Below are 18,367 nucleotides of genomic sequence, written 5' to 3' on the forward strand. Positions count from 1 at the left end.
CGCGTTACTGGAGTTCCGCTCATGCCCCATGAAGGCAATCTGTTGCAAGCCGCCGTCGTCTTTCTCCTGGCCGCCGTGCTCACCGTTCCCTTGGCCAAGCGCCTGCAACTGGGCGCGGTGCTCGGTTATCTGTTTGCCGGGGTCATCATCGGCCCGTCGGTGCTGGGCCTGATCGGCAATCCGCAAAGCGTCAGCCATATCTCGGAACTGGGCGTGGTGCTGCTGTTGTTCATCATCGGCCTTGAGCTGTCGCCGCGACGGTTGTGGGTGATGCGCAAATCGGTGTTCGGCGTGGGTCTGGCGCAGGTGCTGCTGACCGGTTCGGTGATTGGCGTGCTGGCGTTGTCGGTGTTCGGCCAGCCGTTGAACAGCGCGATTGTCTTGGGCCTGGGCTTGGCCCTGTCGTCCACCGCTTTCGGCCTGCAAAGCCTCGCGGAGCGCAAAGAGCTGACCAGCCCCCACGGTCGCCTGGCGTTTGCGATTCTGCTGTTCCAGGACATCGCCGCGATTCCGCTGATCGCGCTGGTGCCGATGCTCGCGGGCGTCGATCACCACACCAGCACCGCCGACGATGTGCGCCACAGTTTGCAGGTGCTGGGCAGCATCGCCGTGGTGGTGATCGGCGGACGTTATCTGTTGCGCCCGGTGTTCCGCGTAGTGGCGAAAACCGGTCTGCCGGAAGTGTCCACCGCCACCGCGTTGCTGGTGGTAATCGGCACCGCGTGGCTGATGGATATGGTCGGCGTTTCAATGGCGCTGGGCGCATTTCTCGCCGGCCTGCTGCTGGCGGATTCGGAATATCGCCATGAACTGGAAGCGCAAATCGAACCCTTCAAAGGCCTGCTGCTGGGGCTGTTTTTCATCAGCGTCGGCATGGGCGCCAACCTCAGTCTGCTGCTCAGTGCGCCGATCACGGTGCTGGGTCTGACGCTATTGCTGATCGCACTGAAGTTGCCGTTGCTGTTTGTGGTCGGGCGTCTGGCCGGTGGATTGAACAAGGTCAGTGCAATTCGCCTCGGCATCGTGCTGGCGGCGGGCGGTGAATTTGCGTTCGTGGTGTTCAAGATCGGCCGCGATCAGGGTCTGTTCGAACCGCGTCTGTATGACTTGCTGGTGCTGACCATCACCCTGTCGATGGCGGTCACGCCGTTGTTGCTGCTGATCTGCGCACGGTTGGTCAGCCCGAAGGTGCAGCCGGTGGAAGTACCGGAGAAATTCCGCCAGATCGAAACCGAAACTCCACGGGTGGTGATCGCCGGCATGGGCCGGATGGGCCAGATCGTGGCGCGGATCCTGCGGGCGCAGAACATCAAGTTCGTCGCGCTGGACACCTCGGTGGAAACCATCGAACTGTCGCGCAGTTTTGGTGGCGTGCCGGTGTTCTACGGTGACCCGATGCGCCCGGAAATCCTCAGCGCGGCCAAGGTCGGCGAGGCGGAATATTTCGTGATTGCCACGGACGACCCGGAGACCAACATCAAGACCGCCGAGATCGTGCGCAAGCTCTACCCGCACATGAAGATCATCGCCCGGGCGCGTAACCGGCAGCATGTTCATCGGTTGGTGGATGTCGGCGCCGATCCGATCCGGGAGACCTATTACTCAAGTCTGGAAATGAGCCGCCGCACGCTGGTTGGCCTCGGTCTGACCCAGGCCCAGGCCGATGCGCGGATCAAGCGCTTCAAGCACCATGACGAACAGGTGCTCGAGGCTCAACACGCGGTGTACGACGACGCGGCCAAAGTGCTGCAGACCGCTCAGGAAGCCCGGGCGGAACTGGCCCGGTTGTTCGAGTCGGATCAACTGGAAGAGCAATCGGGCAAGTCCTGAGTTCCCGCACACTGCGCGCGCCCGACCGCCTGACCCTGATCGTTCCCACGCTCTGCGTGGGAATGCAGCCCGGGACGCTCCGCGTCCCTTCCAGAGCTGGAACGCGGAGCGTCCCTTGAGGCATTCCCACGCGGAGCGTGGGAACGATCACAAGTCAGGCCATCTCCAGCGCCCGCTCTTCCTGCACGGGCGCCACTTCAAACCGGTCCGCCAGAAACGGCGTGATGTCCAGCGGCAGCGGTTCATCGTTGACCAGTTTGTCCAGCAACACCCCGGTAATCGCCGACGTAAGCACACCAGTGCGGAAATGCCCGCAGGCGTTGAGATAACCCTCCACCCCGGCCATCGGCCCGAGAATCGGCAACTCGTCCGGCGAGCCCGGCCGCAGCCCGGCCCAGGTGCGTTTGAGGTTGATGTCCGCCAGTTCCGGCAAACAACGCACCGCGCCCTGCACCAGCCCGGCGATTTCCGGCCAGGTGGTGGTGACGTCGAAGCCCTTGTCCTCGGTGGTACTGCCGATCAGGATCTCGCCGTTGTCCTTCTGAGCCATGTAGCAATCGCTGGTGGTCAGGCAACCGTTGAGGATTTTCGGCAGACGCTCGGTCAGCAGGATCTGGCCTTTCACCGGTTTCACCGGAATGCGAATGCCCGTGGCCCACTCGCTCAAATCCGCCGCCCATGCGCCAGCGGCGTTGATCAGGGTCTTGCAGTGAAACACCCCGGCTTCGGCCGTCTGTACGCCAGTCACCCGCATACCGTGATGCAGCACGCCGGTGATGTTGGTGTTGACGTACATGTCCACGCCGTTTTGCCGGGCGCCTTCGGCGTAGGCGTCGGCCAGGCGGAACGGGCTGACCTGATGGTCGCAGAGAAACTCCAGCGCCCCGCGAGCCTCATGACTGACGCTCGGCTCGGACTCGCGCAATGCAGCCTGATCGAGCCAGCGAACCTGATCGGCCAGGTGCGGAATGCAGCCGACGATATGCTCGGCGTACAACCGGTCTTCATCGTCGTAAATCACGAATTTGAGCCCGGTCTTTTCGAACTTGAAATCCATCCCGTGGTTGTCGCGCAGCTCGCGGTGTAACGCCGGGTACAGCGCGTTGGACTGCAAGGCAAAATCGAAGAACGACGGCGGAAGGATGTGCGGCGTGCTGGAGTCCACCGCCACCGCCGCGCCCTGAGTTTCGCGCTTGCGATTGGCCGACATCATGCGGAAGAAAATCACCCCGCAACCGAGGCCCACCGACTCGCCAATCGCCCATAGACCACCGGCCGAGGCGCGGGTCGCGTTGCCCGGGCGCTTGGCGTCGATCAGCGCGACCTTGAGGCCTTTGCGCTTGGACAGTTGATAGGCGATGGACGCGCCGATCACACCGCCGCCGGCGATGACCACGTCATAGAACTTACTCATGGGAAACGGCCTCCGTGCCGAGGGACTGGAACGCGGAAAAAGGAATCGGATCAATCGGGAAACGTGGCCGCAGCCAGCCGACATCCTTGCGCCCGGTGGCCTGACGCAAGCGGTCGCTGCAATAGCCGACGCACATCCGTCCCTGACAGTCGCCCATGCTTACGCGGGTGCGCATTTTCAGGCTGGCGATGTCTTGCACGCCCTGCTCCAGCGCGCGGTCGATGTCGGCGCGGGTCGCGTGTTCGCAGCGGCAGATCACCGTGTCGGCAGCCGGCAATGCGGTCTGTCCGACGCCGCGTTCGGTGTAGCGATCCACCGCCGCGCGGAATCGTACGATGGCTTTGAGTTTGCCCAGATAACGGTCGCGACGGACGCGCGCCAGCTCTTCTTCCAGCACGCCGCGTTGCAGCAGGATCGAAGTGGCAGCGATCTTGCCGGCGAGCATCGCCGCTTCGCCGCCGCGAATCCCGCCCATGTCACCGGCCAGATGCACGTGGGGCTCGCTGCTTTGCTGCCAGATGTTGGCGTTGGCGCGCAGGTAACCGTCGTCGCTGAAGCCGTGATCCAGGCCCATCTGCTGACTCAGTTGCGTGCGCGGAATGAAGCCGTAACCGACCGCGAGGGTCTTTGCTTCGAAGCGTTCGACGCGGCTCATGTCCGGCTCCCACGTCGCCGAGTACGGCGCCACGCTGACGCTTTTCAATTCGCCTTCGCCGTGCGCTTCGACTACGCCCCAGCCGTAGTTCATCGGGATGCCGTGCAGTTTCAGGTAGGCGAGCATGCTCAAGCCATCGAGGAACAGCTGCGGCTTGTTCAGCAGTGCCAGGCTTTCCTTGGCGATCTTGCCGAATGCGCAGGCCTCGTAGACCCCGGCCACACTCACGCCCGACGCATGCAACTGGGTCGCCACCAGCGGCAACAACGGCCCGGTACCGGCGATCACCACCGGGCCCTGCGGTTTGACCACGCCACTTTTGATCTGCAATTGCAGGCCGCCAAGCATGATCACGCCGGGCAAGGTCCAGCCGGGAAACGGTACGCTGCGTTCGTGGCAACCGGCGGCCAGCAGCAGCTGCGGGTATTCGATTTCGTGCAGACGCTCGTCACCGTCCAGCACCACCAGCGAGCGCGTGCCTTCGGCGCCGACCACGCGGTGGTTGAGGCGCACGTCGATCAGCCCGGATTGCTCCTGAAAATCACCGTGCAGTTTGCCCAACGCCTCGGAATAGCGCGGCCCCAGATAATCCAGCTGCACACCGTCACGCAGCGGCCCGCGATAGACCACTCCACCCAAACGCGAGGCCTCTTCGAGCAAGGTGCAGCGCACCCCGTGCAGGGCCAGTTCGATGGCCGCGGCCATTCCCGCCGGGCCACCGCCGACGATCACCGGATGCAGGCTCATACCACCTCCTGCCCGTGAATACGGTTGACCTGGGTTTCGATCAGCATGCCCTCGCGCACCACGGTCTGGCAGGCGCGGCGCTTGTGCCGGCCGTTGATTTTCACCAGGCAGCACTGGCACACGCCCATGCCGCAATAGGCACCGCTGACCTGGTTGTGATCGTTGCGCGCGACCTGGCGCACGCCGAGGGACTGAATGACGCTGAGCACGGTTTCGCCGATGGCGGCGGTGACCGGCTGGCCGTTGATGTGGACAGTCATATCCGCCTGCGCCAAAGGCTGGATATCGAAGGTTCTTTCTAGGCAGTGCATTGCGATGATCATCCGTGAAAAGGTTCAGGTGAGGTTGAAACAGCTCCTTGCTGCACTACACCTCGCCGGCTCGTGGGGGTTATCGCTCTCTATCGGGCCGGCAGGTTGGTTCCGCTCGCGCAGCAAAGTGCGCGCGAGCAATGTAGTCGATCCAGCGGCAAGGGCCTGGAAATTTCACGGTAGGGGATATTGCGCCGACGAATATTGATCCAGGCCATGGAAATGACTGTGCGGTTCTGCCGCCGATCAGTTGGAGAAGACGAACTGGCCCTTGATCTTTTTCGACCCGATGAAACCAAGATCGGGGAACAGTTTGGTTTTCAGCCACGCCACAAAAAACACCATCGCCAAGGTCAGGCCTGCACCGATCAGGGTGGATACCGGATCCTCGGAATAGCCTTTGAACAGGCGAGAAATCTGACTGAGCGTGAGGATCACGTAAATGGTGTAAGCCTGAGCGGAATATTTATAGAAGCCCCAGGCAAACAGCAGCGGAATACCGGCGGCGATCAGCGTGAATACCAGGGCAAATCCGACACCGATGTCCAGCCCCATGAAAAAACCGGCGAGCGCGCCGAGCAGTGCCTGAATACAGGTCAGGACGATCAGGATCGTGACCTTGCGCGCATGCTGCCGGCGCAGCTGAGGGTCAATTCGCGAACCGATCCAGTAAGCCAGGACCCGATCCTTGACCGCTCCACCGGAAAACGCCTTGAAGGTTTCGTTTTTCGATCGTCCTGCATCGAGCATCTCATCCAGCTGGCGTTTGATTTCCTTCTTGTCCAACGTCTTCATCCTTAAATAAAAGACAGAAACGGCCATCCCACTTCTGCCGCGAGATAATCGCCGCTTACCTACCAGAAAGCAAAAACCTCAGATGCACGCGGGATAATTTGTTATCCCCGCGATTCGTAACAGCTGACCAAGACATCACGACATCCATCAAAAAAGGTTCAAATCACGTCTTCTTTAGTCAATAACGATATAAAAGATTGGTATTTCTTACAGTTATGCACTTTTTGAAAAGCCCGCATCCTGAGTGGCGCCTAACCTCCTCGTCCCACCTGGACAAGACAGAAATCAAGGACGATCGATGATGAATACTGCGAGCCAAAAGCCTTCAGAAATTTTGAATCTTTCTCTCAACTCAACCAATCAGCGGCTTCAGCATCTGGCAGTCATTCTCGACGGAAACAGACGCTGGGCACGAGCGAATGGAGTGTCCACGCGAGAGGGTTATCGCAAAGGAGGTGAGGCAGTACACAGGCTGCTTTCATGGTGTGAAGAAAACTCCATTCCCCTGGTTACATTATGGCCTCTCTCTAAAGACAATTTGAAACGTGAACCTTCCGAAGTTGAGGATCTACTGACAACCATCGCCGAAGTGATTGAGCAACTCGTCGACAGCCGCAAATGGCGTTTGACTTTTTTTGGCGAGAAAAGTGTTCTTCCAGAAAAATTGATCAAGATCATCTCTGATGCGGAATCAAGCACCCGAACAATCAGTGGAACTCGCGTCAACATAGGCGTGGCATATAGCGGAAAACTGGAAATCATTCACGCACTTCAAGAAATACTGGCTACACGCATTCATAAAAACTCGCCAAGGACGCCGAACTATAAAATCTCAATCGATGAAATAAAAAATAACTTATACAGCGCAGCAAATCCCGATCCGGATTTGGTAATTAGAACTTCAGGAGAGCAACGTCTTTCCGACTTTATGCTGTGGCAATGCGCATATAGCGAACTGCACTTTTGCTCTGCTTACTGGCCAGACTTCAGCCGTGAGGATTTTGATCTAGCACTGCAAAGTTTCGCAATACGGCAGCGTCGTATTGGTTATTAACTATAAAAATTATCCATCGACAATGATAACTTCAAGGGGCCGCGCGTTATGTTCTCGACAAAAAACCATCTTGATTTCCCTTTCCTGAATTATCCTTTCCCATCCGAAAAACATCCGTCAGCAGAATTAGTCGATACACAAATGATCGAGTGGTTGTCCCTGCACAAATTACTAGAAAATGAAAAACTTGCATTTGCCGTTCACCATGGTCGCTTCGGTGAATTTGCCGCGAGAGAATATCCCAACGCCACAGCTGATGGATTGCAACTCATAACCTATGTATTCGGATGGCTTTTCGTTATCGACGACATCATTGCTGACTGTGGTTTTCTCGGAAAACAACCTGCAGAGCTTTGCCGCGTTAAGCTTTGGCTGCGTGAAATAATGGACGCACCAAGAACATTCGACAGAAAAACTTTCGATTTTTCGATTTACCCATCGGATCAAATAGCGCTTTTGAATACTTTGGGAGACGCAACTGCTGATCTATGGGAGCGTTTAGAAAATTTTTGCTCAGCCACTCAATATATGCGCTGCGCTGAAGCAGCCAGCTACTATTTCCTCGGTCTTATATGGGAGGCCGGGTGGCACCAGGCAAATAAACTCCCAACACCGAACGAATATCTTAGTGGAAGAAAATTTACGACAGCCACACCCCTTGGACTTGCACTTCAAGACGTAGCAATGCAACGCGAAGTACCTTCTGAAGAATACCAAAGCAAAGAAATTCGCAAACTGATTGCAATAACTACCAGTTTGACGGCGTATTGCAATGACATTTTTTCTTTTCCAAAGGAACGGGACGAGCCTCATACATTATCTCTCAACTACCCTGCCACTCTAATTTTCCACAAAGGACTTGATGCACAGGACGCCATAAACTTCGCAGCTGATAGCCATAACAAACTGATGGCGGAATTTTTACACCTGGAACAAACTTGCAGCCAGCATGCAAGCCTGCAATGTCTTCATTTTCTTAATGCCATGCGCTCAGAGTTGAGAGGGCATTACGATTGGGCACTCAACTCTCCTCGGTATGCCCTCTCAAAGCACTACGCTAACGTTGGTTAGATCGTCCGCCCATGCTCGACGAAAAAGCCGCTTCAACCCGAAGGTGGAAGCGGCCAAGGCATGTGCCTCAAGGAATCAGTGCACGAACAGGGCGATCAGGATGATGATCGGGATTGGAACACCGAGGAAAAACAGCAGTAGTGAGCGCATGGTGGTTCTCCTTGATTAACGGACTGGCGGCAGCGTGGTCGTGGTGTAGGTTTCGACTTCGACGTACTCGACCGCATCCCGGCGGCGACCGCCGAAGGTGGCCGAGAGGCTGGCGAAGAACGCACCGGCCAGCAGCGCGATGAACATCCACAGCGAGGTCAGGGCAGCGACTTTGGCGGCGGTGTCGGCGGCTTGTTGCGCTTTAACCTTGGCGTCGGCGATTGCCTTCTGGGTGCGGGCGTAGATTTCATCGACCCGACGTTCGGCGTCGGCCTGGGTCAGGTTGGTACGCTGGGCCACGAGTTGGGCGAGGTAGGTGCGGTCTTCGGCGCTGAGCTGACCGTTCGCCAGGCTCTGGGCGAAGATTCGGGTCACGGTGCCACGGGCGGCGTCATCGCTGACGGCGGCGGGACGATCGTCGCGGAACAGGCTGTCGACGAAGTAGCCGTACTGATCGCTGTCAGTGTTGGCCGCTGCAGTGCCGGCTGCTTGTGTCATCGCACTGGCTGCGCCACCGGCAACGCTTGCACCGGCCTGTACACCACCGCTGACGATGCTGCTGACCGAGCCAACCACCAGCGTCGCGGTCACCAATGTCGCCACGCACCAGGCGAGGAAGCCATGGGCGGTGTCGCGGAAGTACACCTCGTCACCGTGCATGTTGGCCCATTTCACCCGCAGGCGACCGGCGATGTAGCCACCCAGTCCCGAGGCGATGATTTGTGTGGCGGCCAGCCAGATGATCGTTGAAATGCCCAGGCCCTTGGCGCTGACGCCTTCCCCGGCCCACGGTGAAACGGCGGAGAAGCCCAGACCGAATCCCAACAGCACCAGAATCAGCGAAAGTGCCGCTGCAGCGGCAGCCCCTGCGAAGATCGCGCCCCAGGACACGCCCGAGACGTTGCTCGACTCTCCTTCGTAGGCAGGATAAAACCCATCAGAGGATCTATTCATTGTTGTAGTGCTCCAGGCATGAAAAATGGTGTTACAACTCGTCATCAGAGGAATTGCAGTGACCGTGCCAGTCGCCAACATTAAATAAATCGTTTGAATTCAATTGCTTAAAAAGTCTGAACTTCCTAAGACCATGCAAATTGCAACAACGGGTCGATAACAGCGGGTTTTATGCATTGGCACAAAACCCCGGTCATTTGCGTTTGTAGCTTTTCTTGCCACTCGGAGTCAGGCAATACACGCCGCCGCGCGGCCCGGTGCAGAACGAGCCGGTGCCGCAATCACACCCATCGTTGCTTTGCAGAAATTGCTGCGGTCTCACCTGTTCGCGGATGCCGAACATGGCGGCGCAGCTCTTTTTCGAGCCGCTGATGGAGCCGTCATTGCACAGGAACAGATCGCCGTCGCAGCGAGCGATGCCGCCCTTCTTCCCGGAACACGGGGTGTTGGCGGCCAGTGCCGAAGCGCTCAGCAGCGCCAGCAACATCCCGGCCATCGGCATCCAGCCACCACGAATCAACCGGCTCACGGCTTCACTCCTTGAAAAATGTGGCCAGATGATATCAACGTTTCACAAAATAATTCGGCGACTGCGACTAATGACGGCTAAAACATGAAAGTTAATTTAAAGCGCCCGCGCAAAATCTTGGCAAAATGCTGCCATTGCGTTTGAACAGACCAGCAGGCCCACCATGACTCGCATCCTGACCATCGAAGACGACGCCGTGACCGCCCGGGAAATTGTCGCCGAACTGAGCAGCCACGGCCTCGACGTGGACTGGGTCGACAACGGCCGTGAAGGCCTGGACCGCGCTGTCAGCGGCAACTACGACCTGATTACCCTCGACCGCATGCTGCCGGAGCTTGATGGCCTGGCCATCGTCACCACCCTGCGCACCATGGGCGTGGCGACGCCGATCCTGATGATCAGCGCCCTCTCCGATGTCGACGAGCGTGTGCGCGGCTTGCGCGCCGGCGGCGATGACTACCTGACCAAACCGTTCGCCACCGACGAAATGGCTGCCCGGGTCGAAGTGTTGCTGCGCCGCCAGAACAGCAACGGCGCGCAGCCGACCACGTTGCAGGTGGCGGATCTGCAACTCGACCTGATCAGCCACGAAGCCCGCCGCGCCGAGCAGGTGCTGACGCTGTTGCCGACCGAGTACAAGTTGCTTGAATTCCTGATGCGCAACAGCGGCCAGATCCTGTCGCGGATGATGATTTTCGAAGAGGTCTGGGGCTATCACTTCGACCCCGGCACCAACCTGATCGACGTGCACATCGGCCGCCTGCGCAAGAAGATCGACCCGCCGGGCAATGTCCCGCTGATCCGCACGGTGCGAGGCTCGGGTTATGTCATTGCCGAACCCGTCTGACGGTTGGCGCTCTTCCAGCAGCCGTTTGCTGGCGCTGTACAGTTCGTTGTTCGTGGCCTGGAGTGCGATCCTCATGGGGGTCATGTACTTCGAGGTGTCCGGTTATCTCGACAATTTGGCCAAGCACTCGCTGATGCAACGTCAGCATCTGTTTTCGCACTTTCGCGGCGATCAGCTGGAAGACGCGCTTGCCGCCAGCATGACCTTCGACATTCGCGGCATCGACGCCTACGGGCTGTTTGATGCCCAGCATCGCTACCTCGGCGGCGCATTGCAGAAGATCCCCGAGGGCCTGCCGCTGGACGGCAAGATCCACATGCTCAGCGAATGCGCCGACTCCGACGACCCGACCCTGCCTAACGACAGCTGCGACGCGGTAGCCACCCCGACCCGCGACGGCCGCTGGCTGGTGCTGTTGCGCGACAACGGTTCGCTGTTCGCGGTGACGAAGATCATTCTGCATGCCTTGCTCTGGGGCGTTTCGCTGACGATTGTGCCGGGAATCATCGGCTGGCATTTGCTGCGTCGTCGGCCGCTGCGGCGAATCCGGGCGATCCAGGCCAGCGCCCAGTCGATTGTCGCTGGCGACCTGACGCACCGTTTGCCGCTGTCCAATCGCCGCGATGAACTGGACATGCTCGCCGCCATCGTCAACGCCATGCTTGATCGCATCGAGCGCCTGATGAATGAAGTCAAAGGCGTGTGCGACAACATCGCCCATGACCTGCGCACCCCGCTGACCCGTTTGCGCGCGCAGTTGTATCGCATGCAACAGCAGGCTGGCGAAGGCTCGCCGGAAGCGGCGCAACTGGATCTGGTGCTGGCCGAGGCCGATACGCTGATGGCGCGGTTTCGCGGGTTGCTGAGGATTTCCGAACTGGAGGATCGTCAGCGGCGTTCGGGGTTTGTCGAGCTCGATCCGGTGTTGTTGCTGCAGGAACTGCACGAGTTCTATCTGCCGCTGGCTGAAGACGACGAGCTGCGTTTCGAGCTGAACATGCCGGAAACCCTACCCATGCTGAACGGTGATCGGGCGCTGTTGTTTGAAGCGCTGGCGAACCTGTTGAGCAACTCGATCAAGTTCACCCCGGCCGGTGGCACGGTGGTGCTGCGCGGGGTCAATGATGCGGGGCATACGCGGATCGAAGTGCATGACTCCGGGCCCGGCATTCCCGAGTCGGAACGGGAGGCGGTGTTCCAGCGGTTCTACCGCGCCGAGGGCGGGCAACTGCAAAATGGCTTTGGCCTGGGGCTGTCGATCGTCGCGGCGATCGTCAACCTGCATGGGTTCAGTCTTGAGGTGGGACGCAGCGATCTGGGCGGGGCGAAGCTGGTGCTGGATTGTCGGCAGAGCCTGATTTCACAATCTTGAGATAGATCGTTCCCACGCTCTGCGTGGGAATGCCTCAAGGGACGCTCCGCGTTCCAGCTCTGGAAGGGACGCGGAGCGTCCAGGGCTGCATTCCCACGCGGACGGTTCGACGCCTCGACGTGGGAACGATCATCAACTTAAGCGGGGTAGTTAGCGCGCAGCGCTTCGAGGCCACCCTGATAGATCCCGCTGAACAGCGCCACCACTTCCTCATCGCTCACGCCCTTGGCCGTGAAGCGTCCCGACCACGTCACCTTCGCGCCCTGCCCCTGGGCTTCCACACGAATCGTCGCCAGATAATCGGTGGCCGGAAACGGTGCCTGCAGAATCGAATAGCTGTAGGTTTTGCCCGCGTTATCGAACGTTTCCAGACGCTCGACCACCACTGCACCGTCAGCGGTTTGCAAAGTGCGCACGCGCCCGCCTTCGCTCAGTTCGCTGTTGGGAATGAACGGCAGCCAGTCCGGCAAGGTGTTGAAGCCGCCAATCAATTGCCAGACCTGATCGGCCGAAGCCGGGATGTCGATCGTTGCTGATGCTGTTGCCATAAATAAAAAGTCTCTCTCGATAAATTCAGATTGTCAGGCTGTCGACTACGCCGCCATCGACCCGCAAAGCGGCGCCGGTGGTGGCCGAAGACAGCGGTGAAGCGATGTAGGTAACCAGGTGCGCGACTTCTTCGACATCCGCGACGCGCTGGATGATCGAGCTCGGACGGGCCCGGCGCACAAAGGCGTCGGCTTCGTCACGCAGGCTGCGGCCAGACTCGGCGGCGGCATCCTTGAGCATTTCCTCGACACCGTCGGTGAAGGTCGGCCCCGGCAGGATCGCGTTGACCGTAACCCCGGTGCCCGCCAGGCGTTTGGCCAGGCCATGGGACACCGCGAGATTGGCGCTTTTGGTCACGCCGTAGTTGATCATGTCCGCCGGGGTGGCCACGCCGGATTCCGAAGACAGGAAGATCACCCGGCCCCAGCCCTGATCGACCATCGCCGGCACGTAATGCCGCGACAGGCGCACGCCGGAGATCACGTTGATTTCATAGAAGCGCGTCCACTCATCGTCCGGCGCGTCGAAGAAGTCCACGGCGTTGTAGATGCCGAGGTTGTTCACCAGGATGTCGGCTTTCGGTTCGGCGGCGAACAGTTTCTGCGCGCCTTCGGCCGTGCCCAGATCCGCCGTCAGACCGCGCAGTTGCGCGCCCGGCACCTTGTCTCGAATGCTTGCCAGCGCCTGTTCGACCTTGGCCGAATCGCGACCGATCACCACCACCGTGGCGCCCGCTTCGGCCAGCGACTGGCTGATGCCCAAACCGATGCCCGCCGTGCTGCCGCTGACAATCGCCAGTTTTCCGCTCAGATCGATCTTCATGCTTTCACCTCGTCGATGGGTAATGGTGCACGTTCGGACACCAGTTTCGCTTCACGCATGGCCTGCCAGAAACCGGCCGGAATGACCGCCGACAGCGCCGCCACATCTTCAGCGATCCGCCCCGGTTTGCTCGCGCCGGGAATCACTGCCGCCACGGCCGGATTGGCCAGCGAGAATTGTAGTGCAGCCGCTTTGACATCGACGCCGTGGGCCGCGGCGATGCGTTTGATCTGCTCAACCTTGGCAACGATTTCAGGACTGGCCTTCTGGTATTCGAAGTGCGCACCGCCGGCCAGGATCCCCGAGCTGTAGGGGCCGCCGACCACAATTTCAACGTTCTGCGCCCGCGCCGAATCCATCAAGCGCTGCAGGGCACGGTCGTGGTCGAGCAAGGTGTAGCGGCCGGCCAGCAGGAAGCCGTCAGGCTGCGCCTCGGTCAGGTCCAGCGTCAACTCGCACGGCTCGACCTTGTTCACGCCCAGGCCCCAGCCCTTGATCACGCCTTCTTCGCGCAGGCGAGTCAGGACTTTGAAGGCACCGGTGCGGGCCTGATTGAAGTACTCGAGCCATTGGTCGCCGTAGAAATCCTGAGCGATGTCATGGACCCAGACGATGTCGAGGCGATCGGTTTTCAGACGCTTGAGGCTGTCTTCGATCGAACGCAAGGTGGCGTCGGCGCTGTAGTCGTTGACGATCTTGTTCGGGCGGCCGTGTTCGAACACCCCGCTTTTCTCGCCCAGATCCCGGGCGGCGGCGTCTTCGACTTCATCGAGAATCACCCGGCCGACCTTGGTGCTGAGCACATAGTCGTCGCGCTTGTAGCGGGACAGTGCTTCGCCGAGGCGGATTTCCGAGAGGCCCGAGCCGTAGAACGGCGCGGTGTCGAAGTAACGCACGCCGGCCTCCCACGCCGCGTGCACGGTGGCCTGGGCTTCTTCTTCAGGAATGGCGCGGAACATGTTGCCCAGTGGCGCGGTGCCGAAGCCGAGTTGGCCGGGGAGTTTGTCTTTCAAGCTCATGATTCTGTCCTCGTAGTTCGTGGTCGGTGTTGACCGTTGAGCAGATCCTAGATTGCGCCACTCAGACCGTCCAAGACATAATCCGCAGCACTTGAGTCCCTGAAGGTCTGACATGATCGACATCCGCCAATTGCGCTACTTCGTCGCCGTCGCCGAGGAAGAACACGTCGGCCGCGCCGCCGAGCGCCTGCACATTTCCCAGTCGCCCCTGAGCCGGCAGATCGCCCAGCTCGAAGAGCGCTTGGGCCTGACCCTGTTCGAACGCAGCCAGCAGCGCATCCGCCTGACCCGCGACGGCCAGACCTTTCTCGCCGAAACCCGCGCCCTGCTGACCCACGCCAATCGCCTGGAATCCCTCGGCAAACGCCTGGGCCGTGGCGAAGAAGGCGGCCTGTGCATCGGCTACATCGAAAACGCGATGCACGCCGGGGTCTTGCCCAATGCCTTGCGCGTGCTGCGAGTGGATCGACCCAACGTGCATGTCGCGCTGTACAACCTGAGTTCCGCCGAACAACTCGAAGGCCTGCGTCAGCGTAGCCTCGATATCGCGCTGGTCAGTGAGCCGCCGACGATCGACGACCCGGATCTGCTGGGCTTTCAGGTGCTGGACGACCCGATGCTGCTGGCGCTGCCCGAACATCACCCGCTGAACCAACTGCCATCGCTGACCCCGGCGGATCTGGCCGATCAGGAATGGATCGGCGTGCAGCCTCGCCAGGGGGCCGACGATGAGTTCGTCAGCGCCTGCATTCGCGCAGGTTTCACCCCGGATGTGCGGATGCAGGCCACGGAGCCGTTTACCGCGTTGGGGCTGGTGGCCTCGGGGCTGGGGATCGCGATGATTCAGAAAGGTCTGAGCCATAACGCGCCGCCGGGCGTGGTGCTGCGGGAAGTGCCGTGGCTGGCGTTCACCACGCCGTTATGGGCGGCGTGGCACCGGATCAACCTGCGGCCGCTGGTGGAAACGTTTCGCAAGGTATTGACCGGGGTCGATCCCGCCCAGTGACCCGACAGCCCAAGACTTTGCTGCTTTACTGAGAAGACCCAAAAAACCAGCGAGTCTTCTGGCATGAACCGCAATGACCTGCGTCGCGTGGACATGAACCTGTTGGTGATTTTCGAAACCCTGATGTTCGAAAAAAACCTGACCCGCGCCGGGGAAAAGCTGTTCCTCGGCCAGCCCGCCGTCAGTGCTTCACTGGCGAAACTGCGCGACCTGTTCGACGACCCGTTACTGGTGCGCAACGGCCGCGTGCTGGAGCCGACCCAGCGGGCGCTGGCGATCCTCAAGGAATTGCAGCCGGCGATGGACACCATTTCAGGGGCGGTCAGCCGGGCCAAGGATTTCGACCCGCTGAGCAGCCGCGACGTGTTTCGCATCGGTCTGTCGGACGACGCCGAGTTCGGCCTGCTGCCGCCGTTGCTCAAGCAATTGCGTGAAGAGGCACCGGACGTGGTGGTGGTGATTCGCCGGGTGAATTTCCTGCTGATGTCGTCGATGCTGGCGTCCGGGGAAATTTCCGTCGGCGTCAGTTACACCACCGAATTGCCGGCCAATGCCAAACGCAAAAAACTGCGGGATCTGCGCTGCAAGATCCTGCGCGGCGACGACCGTCCCGGCGCACTGACCCTAGACGAGTATTGCGAACGCCCCCATGCGCTGGTGTCGTTTTCCGGGGATCTGGGCGGGGCCATCGACAACGATCTGGCGCGAATCAACCGCGCCCGGCGCGTGGTGCTGGCGGTGCCGCAATTCGCTCCGCTGCGGGCGATTCTGGCCGGCACCGACATGCTCGCCACCGTGCCGGACTTCGCCGCCTGCGCGCTGGTCGAAGGCAGCAGCGTGTTGCGTGCCGACGACCCGCCGTTCGACATCGTGCCTTCGGAGCTGTCGATGGTCTGGAACGGGGTCAACGACAACGATCCGGCGGAACGCTGGTTGCGCTCGCTGATTGCCCATCACATGTCGGCGCCTCTTCCACCGCAGGCGCACTGATCGGCTTGAACCCCGGGTCGACCTCGCGCAGGTACACCGGCAGATCAGTCATCGGCGGCATCTGCGGGATCTCGAAATACATCTGCACCACCCAGCCACGGTGGTAGTTGTTGTGGTTGATCACGTGCATCAGGATCGCCCCGGCATTCATGGTGCCGCCATCGCCGGAGACGAATTTGAAATCAATCGAGCGGTTCAGCGACGCTTCGGTCTGCTGCGCGCTCCAGGTGCGATACCAGCCATCGACTTCCTGCTGGGCCTGGCGCAACTCGCCGAGGTCGGCGTGCACCAGATCATGGGACGTCGTGAAACCATGCTCGCGCCCTTCGAGGTGCGCTTGCCAGATCCGGTCGACCACGTAGATGTGGTTCAGCGTACCGATCATGTTCTTGAAAACCGTCTTGCGCTCCCTCGTCGTCTCCCCAGCCGGCAGCGCTTGCAGGCTATCGAACAGACGCTGATTGGCCCAGGTCTTGTAGTCCGTGAGCAGATGGGCCGTGGCCAGATTGATCATCGCGGGTCACCGTAGGCACGAAAAAGGGCTCCGCCTAGGATAGACCTCTCTGGCGGGAATGGCGGTGGTGCTGACTATTGGTCGGGTCTACAGTGAAATCTCCATCCCCTTCACAAGGACGTGAAGCATGCAAAATCGCCCGACGCTCGCCCAACGCCAGTTTGCCCGCCACTTGCGCACCTCCCAGACCGATTGCGAACAACTGCTTTGGCAGAAGCTGCGGGCGCGGCAGGTGGCGGGGCTGAAATTTCGCCGGCAGGTGCCGGTCCCGCCATTTGTGCTGGATTTCTATTGTGTGGAATTGAAGTTGGCCGTGGAGCTGGATGGGGGGCAGCATTTTGAGGAGGCGGGAGAGATTCATGACCGGCGGCGTACGGTTTATCTACAGCGGTTGGGGATTGAGGTGGTGCGGTTTAGCAATCTGGAGGTGATTCGGCAGATGGGGGATGTGTTGGAGCAGATTGTGCGGGTTGCCGAGGTATTGAGATCGCGATCCTGATCCGAAAAGCGCCCTCACCCCAGCCCTCTCCCGGAGGGAGAGGGAGCCGATTGGGGGATATTGTCGGGATACATCGACCTGAAAAATCTGCGGTGAATCCGTAATCGACTTTGTGTTTCAGATCGATGCCTGGAATGCATAATCGACTCGGTTTTTCAGGTCGATGTACCTCTTAAGACACCTCGGTCGGCCCCCTCTCCCTCCGGGAGAGGGCTGGGGTGAGGGCCAGCGGTCGACGCGCAATCCCTGAGCGTTCAAATCCCCAACCGCGCCCACCCCGCCACCAGCTGCGCACTGATACTCACCCCACCACAAACAATGACCACCACATCCCGAGCCCCCGCCAGCGCGGGATGATCGAGGTACGCCACCGCCAGCGAAACCCCGCACGCAGGCTCCACCAATTGCCGCAAATCGCTGGCATATCGCACCACGCCCATGATCGCGTCGTCATCCGACAGCACCAGACATTCATGATCGAACTCGCCGATATGCTCTACCGGCCAAGCCGCCACCTGCGCGGCGCCGAGGGAGGTGGCGACGGTGTCGATGCGGCTCAGGCGCACCGGGTGACCGGCCTGGACGGCCGCAGCGAGCGAGGCGGCGCCAGTGGTTTCGCAGGTGATGATGCGGCAGTCTCGGCGGTTGTGGCGCAGCAGCCCGGTGAGGATTCCCGCCAGCAAACCACCGCCGCCGACCGACGTGACCACGGTATCGACCTGCGGGCAGTCGTCGAGAATTTCGTCGACCATCGAGCTGTGCCCTTCCCACAACACCGGGTGGTCGAAGGCCGGCACGTATTCGGTGTCTGCCGCGCTGGCCAGTTCCCGCGCCCTCTGATTGGCTTCGTCCCAGACTTTGCCGTGGACGATAACCTCCGCGCCGGTGCGGCGAATACGTGCGCGGGTCGCTTCCGGTGTGGTGTGCGGCACCACGATGCAGGCTTGCAGGCCGAGGCTGACCGCTGCCACCGCCGTGGCCAGCCCGGCATTGCCGCCGGACGGGCACACGACCTTGCGCTTGCCCTGCGCCGCTGCCTGACTGCACAACAAGCCCATCCCGCGCAACTTGAACGAGCCGCACGGTTGCAGGTTTTCCAGCTTCAGCCAGATGCGCCGGGACGCGGTCGACAGGGTCGGATGGAGGATCAGCGGCGTGCGGATGTGCAGCATGGCGGACTCCCGAAGCGGCGGATCGGATGATCGGAACGTCTCTGCCTGAAGTTTAGTTCACGGCCCT

Annotated in this window: 19 protein-coding genes; 8 read left to right on the forward strand and 11 right to left on the reverse strand. The window is 60.4% G+C overall.

Going from position 1 to position 18,367, the window contains the following annotated elements; all coding sequences use genetic code 11:
- Positions 1–21 precede the first annotated feature (21 nt).
- The gene (locus ABTV87_RS17860; protein ID WP_179694481.1) at positions 22–1,830 is read left to right on the forward strand and encodes a monovalent cation:proton antiporter-2 (CPA2) family protein; all 1,809 of its coding nucleotides are present in this window, start codon (positions 22–24) and stop codon (positions 1,828–1,830) included.
- A 154-nt stretch (positions 1,831–1,984) separates the two neighbouring features.
- Here the strand turns inward: ABTV87_RS17860 and hcnC are convergent, their stop codons facing one another.
- The 4 genes from hcnC to ABTV87_RS17880 form a co-directional block, all read right to left on the reverse strand.
- Positions 1,985–3,244, reverse strand: coding sequence for a cyanide-forming glycine dehydrogenase subunit HcnC (hcnC, locus tag ABTV87_RS17865; RefSeq protein WP_085602653.1), 1,260 nt, complete (start codon positions 3,242–3,244; stop codon positions 1,985–1,987).
- Positions 3,237–4,646 (reverse strand): cyanide-forming glycine dehydrogenase subunit HcnB, encoded by a 1,410-nt coding sequence (hcnB, locus tag ABTV87_RS17870; protein WP_085602652.1) that lies wholly within the window; start codon positions 4,644–4,646, stop codon positions 3,237–3,239. Before hcnB ends, hcnC begins: the two co-directional genes overlap by 8 nt.
- Entirely contained in the window at positions 4,643–4,957 is a 315-nt protein-coding gene (gene hcnA / locus ABTV87_RS17875) for a (2Fe-2S)-binding protein (protein WP_207983171.1), read from the reverse strand. The genes hcnB and hcnA overlap by 4 nt, the downstream gene beginning before the upstream one ends.
- A 246-nt stretch (positions 4,958–5,203) precedes the next feature.
- Positions 5,204–5,743, reverse strand: coding sequence for a hypothetical protein (locus ABTV87_RS17880; RefSeq protein ID WP_085602650.1), 540 nt, complete (start codon positions 5,741–5,743; stop codon positions 5,204–5,206).
- Positions 5,744–6,053: 310 nt separating this feature from the next.
- Here ABTV87_RS17880 and uppS point away from each other — a divergent pair, with 310 nt between their 5' ends.
- Entirely contained in the window at positions 6,054–6,806 is a 753-nt protein-coding gene (uppS, locus tag ABTV87_RS17885; RefSeq protein WP_170929399.1) for a polyprenyl diphosphate synthase, read from the forward strand.
- Positions 6,807–6,854: 48 nt separating this feature from the next.
- Complete coding sequence (locus ABTV87_RS17890; RefSeq protein WP_433898043.1) at positions 6,855–7,877, forward strand: terpene synthase family protein; 1,023 nt, start codon at positions 6,855–6,857, stop codon at positions 7,875–7,877.
- 165 nt (positions 7,878–8,042) lie between these two features.
- On the opposite strand, the gene ABTV87_RS17895 is transcribed toward ABTV87_RS17890, so the two are convergent.
- Positions 8,043–8,981: a hypothetical protein gene (locus ABTV87_RS17895; RefSeq protein WP_085602646.1), complete on the reverse strand. Its 939-nt coding sequence runs from the start codon at positions 8,979–8,981 to the stop codon at positions 8,043–8,045.
- Positions 8,982–9,174: 193 nt separating this feature from the next.
- Entirely contained in the window at positions 9,175–9,483 is a 309-nt protein-coding gene (locus ABTV87_RS17900; RefSeq protein ID WP_433899869.1) for a hypothetical protein, read from the reverse strand.
- A gap of 190 nt (positions 9,484–9,673) precedes the next feature.
- Here ABTV87_RS17900 and ABTV87_RS17905 point away from each other — a divergent pair, with 190 nt between their 5' ends.
- Both ABTV87_RS17905 and ABTV87_RS17910 read left to right on the forward strand, forming a co-directional pair.
- Positions 9,674–10,357, forward strand: coding sequence for a response regulator transcription factor (locus ABTV87_RS17905; RefSeq protein ID WP_007952956.1), 684 nt, complete (start codon positions 9,674–9,676; stop codon positions 10,355–10,357).
- Complete coding sequence (locus ABTV87_RS17910) at positions 10,335–11,729, forward strand: sensor histidine kinase (RefSeq protein WP_207983173.1); 1,395 nt, start codon at positions 10,335–10,337, stop codon at positions 11,727–11,729. The genes ABTV87_RS17905 and ABTV87_RS17910 overlap by 23 nt, the downstream gene beginning before the upstream one ends.
- A gap of 137 nt (positions 11,730–11,866) precedes the next feature.
- On the opposite strand, the gene ABTV87_RS17915 is transcribed toward ABTV87_RS17910, so the two are convergent.
- From ABTV87_RS17915 to ABTV87_RS17925, 3 genes are read right to left on the reverse strand one after another with little or no spacing between them, the layout of a single operon-like run.
- Positions 11,867–12,277: an SRPBCC family protein gene (locus ABTV87_RS17915; RefSeq protein WP_102718238.1), complete on the reverse strand. Its 411-nt coding sequence runs from the start codon at positions 12,275–12,277 to the stop codon at positions 11,867–11,869.
- 25 nt (positions 12,278–12,302) lie between these two features.
- Positions 12,303–13,100 (reverse strand): SDR family NAD(P)-dependent oxidoreductase, encoded by a 798-nt coding sequence (locus ABTV87_RS17920; RefSeq protein WP_085602641.1) that lies wholly within the window; start codon positions 13,098–13,100, stop codon positions 12,303–12,305.
- A complete protein-coding gene (locus ABTV87_RS17925) occupies positions 13,097–14,119 on the reverse strand; it encodes an aldo/keto reductase (protein ID WP_210709800.1) in 1,023 nt (340 codons plus the stop codon). Before ABTV87_RS17925 ends, ABTV87_RS17920 begins: the two co-directional genes overlap by 4 nt.
- Positions 14,120–14,231: 112 nt before the next feature.
- Here ABTV87_RS17925 and ABTV87_RS17930 point away from each other — a divergent pair, with 112 nt between their 5' ends.
- Both ABTV87_RS17930 and ABTV87_RS17935 read left to right on the forward strand, forming a co-directional pair.
- Positions 14,232–15,125 carry a LysR substrate-binding domain-containing protein gene (locus ABTV87_RS17930; protein ID WP_085602637.1) on the forward strand — a complete coding sequence of 298 codons (894 nt, stop codon included), beginning with the start codon at positions 14,232–14,234 and terminating at the stop codon, positions 15,123–15,125.
- 63 nt (positions 15,126–15,188) lie between these two features.
- On the forward strand, positions 15,189–16,115 hold the full coding sequence (locus tag ABTV87_RS17935) for a LysR substrate-binding domain-containing protein (protein ID WP_085602635.1): 927 nt from the start codon (positions 15,189–15,191) through the stop codon (positions 16,113–16,115).
- Here ABTV87_RS17935 and ABTV87_RS17940 read toward each other — a convergent pair.
- Positions 16,030–16,629 (reverse strand): DinB family protein, encoded by a 600-nt coding sequence (locus tag ABTV87_RS17940; RefSeq protein ID WP_207983178.1) that lies wholly within the window; start codon positions 16,627–16,629, stop codon positions 16,030–16,032. The genes ABTV87_RS17935 and ABTV87_RS17940 overlap by 86 nt on opposite strands.
- 127 nt (positions 16,630–16,756) lie before the next feature.
- On the opposite strand from ABTV87_RS17940, the gene ABTV87_RS17945 reads away from it, so the two are divergent.
- Positions 16,757–17,128 carry an endonuclease domain-containing protein gene (locus tag ABTV87_RS17945; RefSeq protein WP_433898044.1) on the forward strand — a complete coding sequence of 124 codons (372 nt, stop codon included), beginning with the start codon at positions 16,757–16,759 and terminating at the stop codon, positions 17,126–17,128.
- 254 nt (positions 17,129–17,382) lie between these two features.
- Here the strand turns inward: ABTV87_RS17945 and ABTV87_RS17950 are convergent, their stop codons facing one another.
- Positions 17,383–18,300 (reverse strand): pyridoxal-phosphate dependent enzyme, encoded by a 918-nt coding sequence (locus ABTV87_RS17950; RefSeq protein WP_433898045.1) that lies wholly within the window; start codon positions 18,298–18,300, stop codon positions 17,383–17,385.
- Positions 18,301–18,367 lie beyond the last annotated feature (67 nt).

The organism is Pseudomonas sp. PSE1(2024) (assembly GCF_050990555.1).
Taxonomy (GTDB): domain Bacteria; phylum Pseudomonadota; class Gammaproteobacteria; order Pseudomonadales; family Pseudomonadaceae; genus Aquipseudomonas; species Aquipseudomonas aphyarum.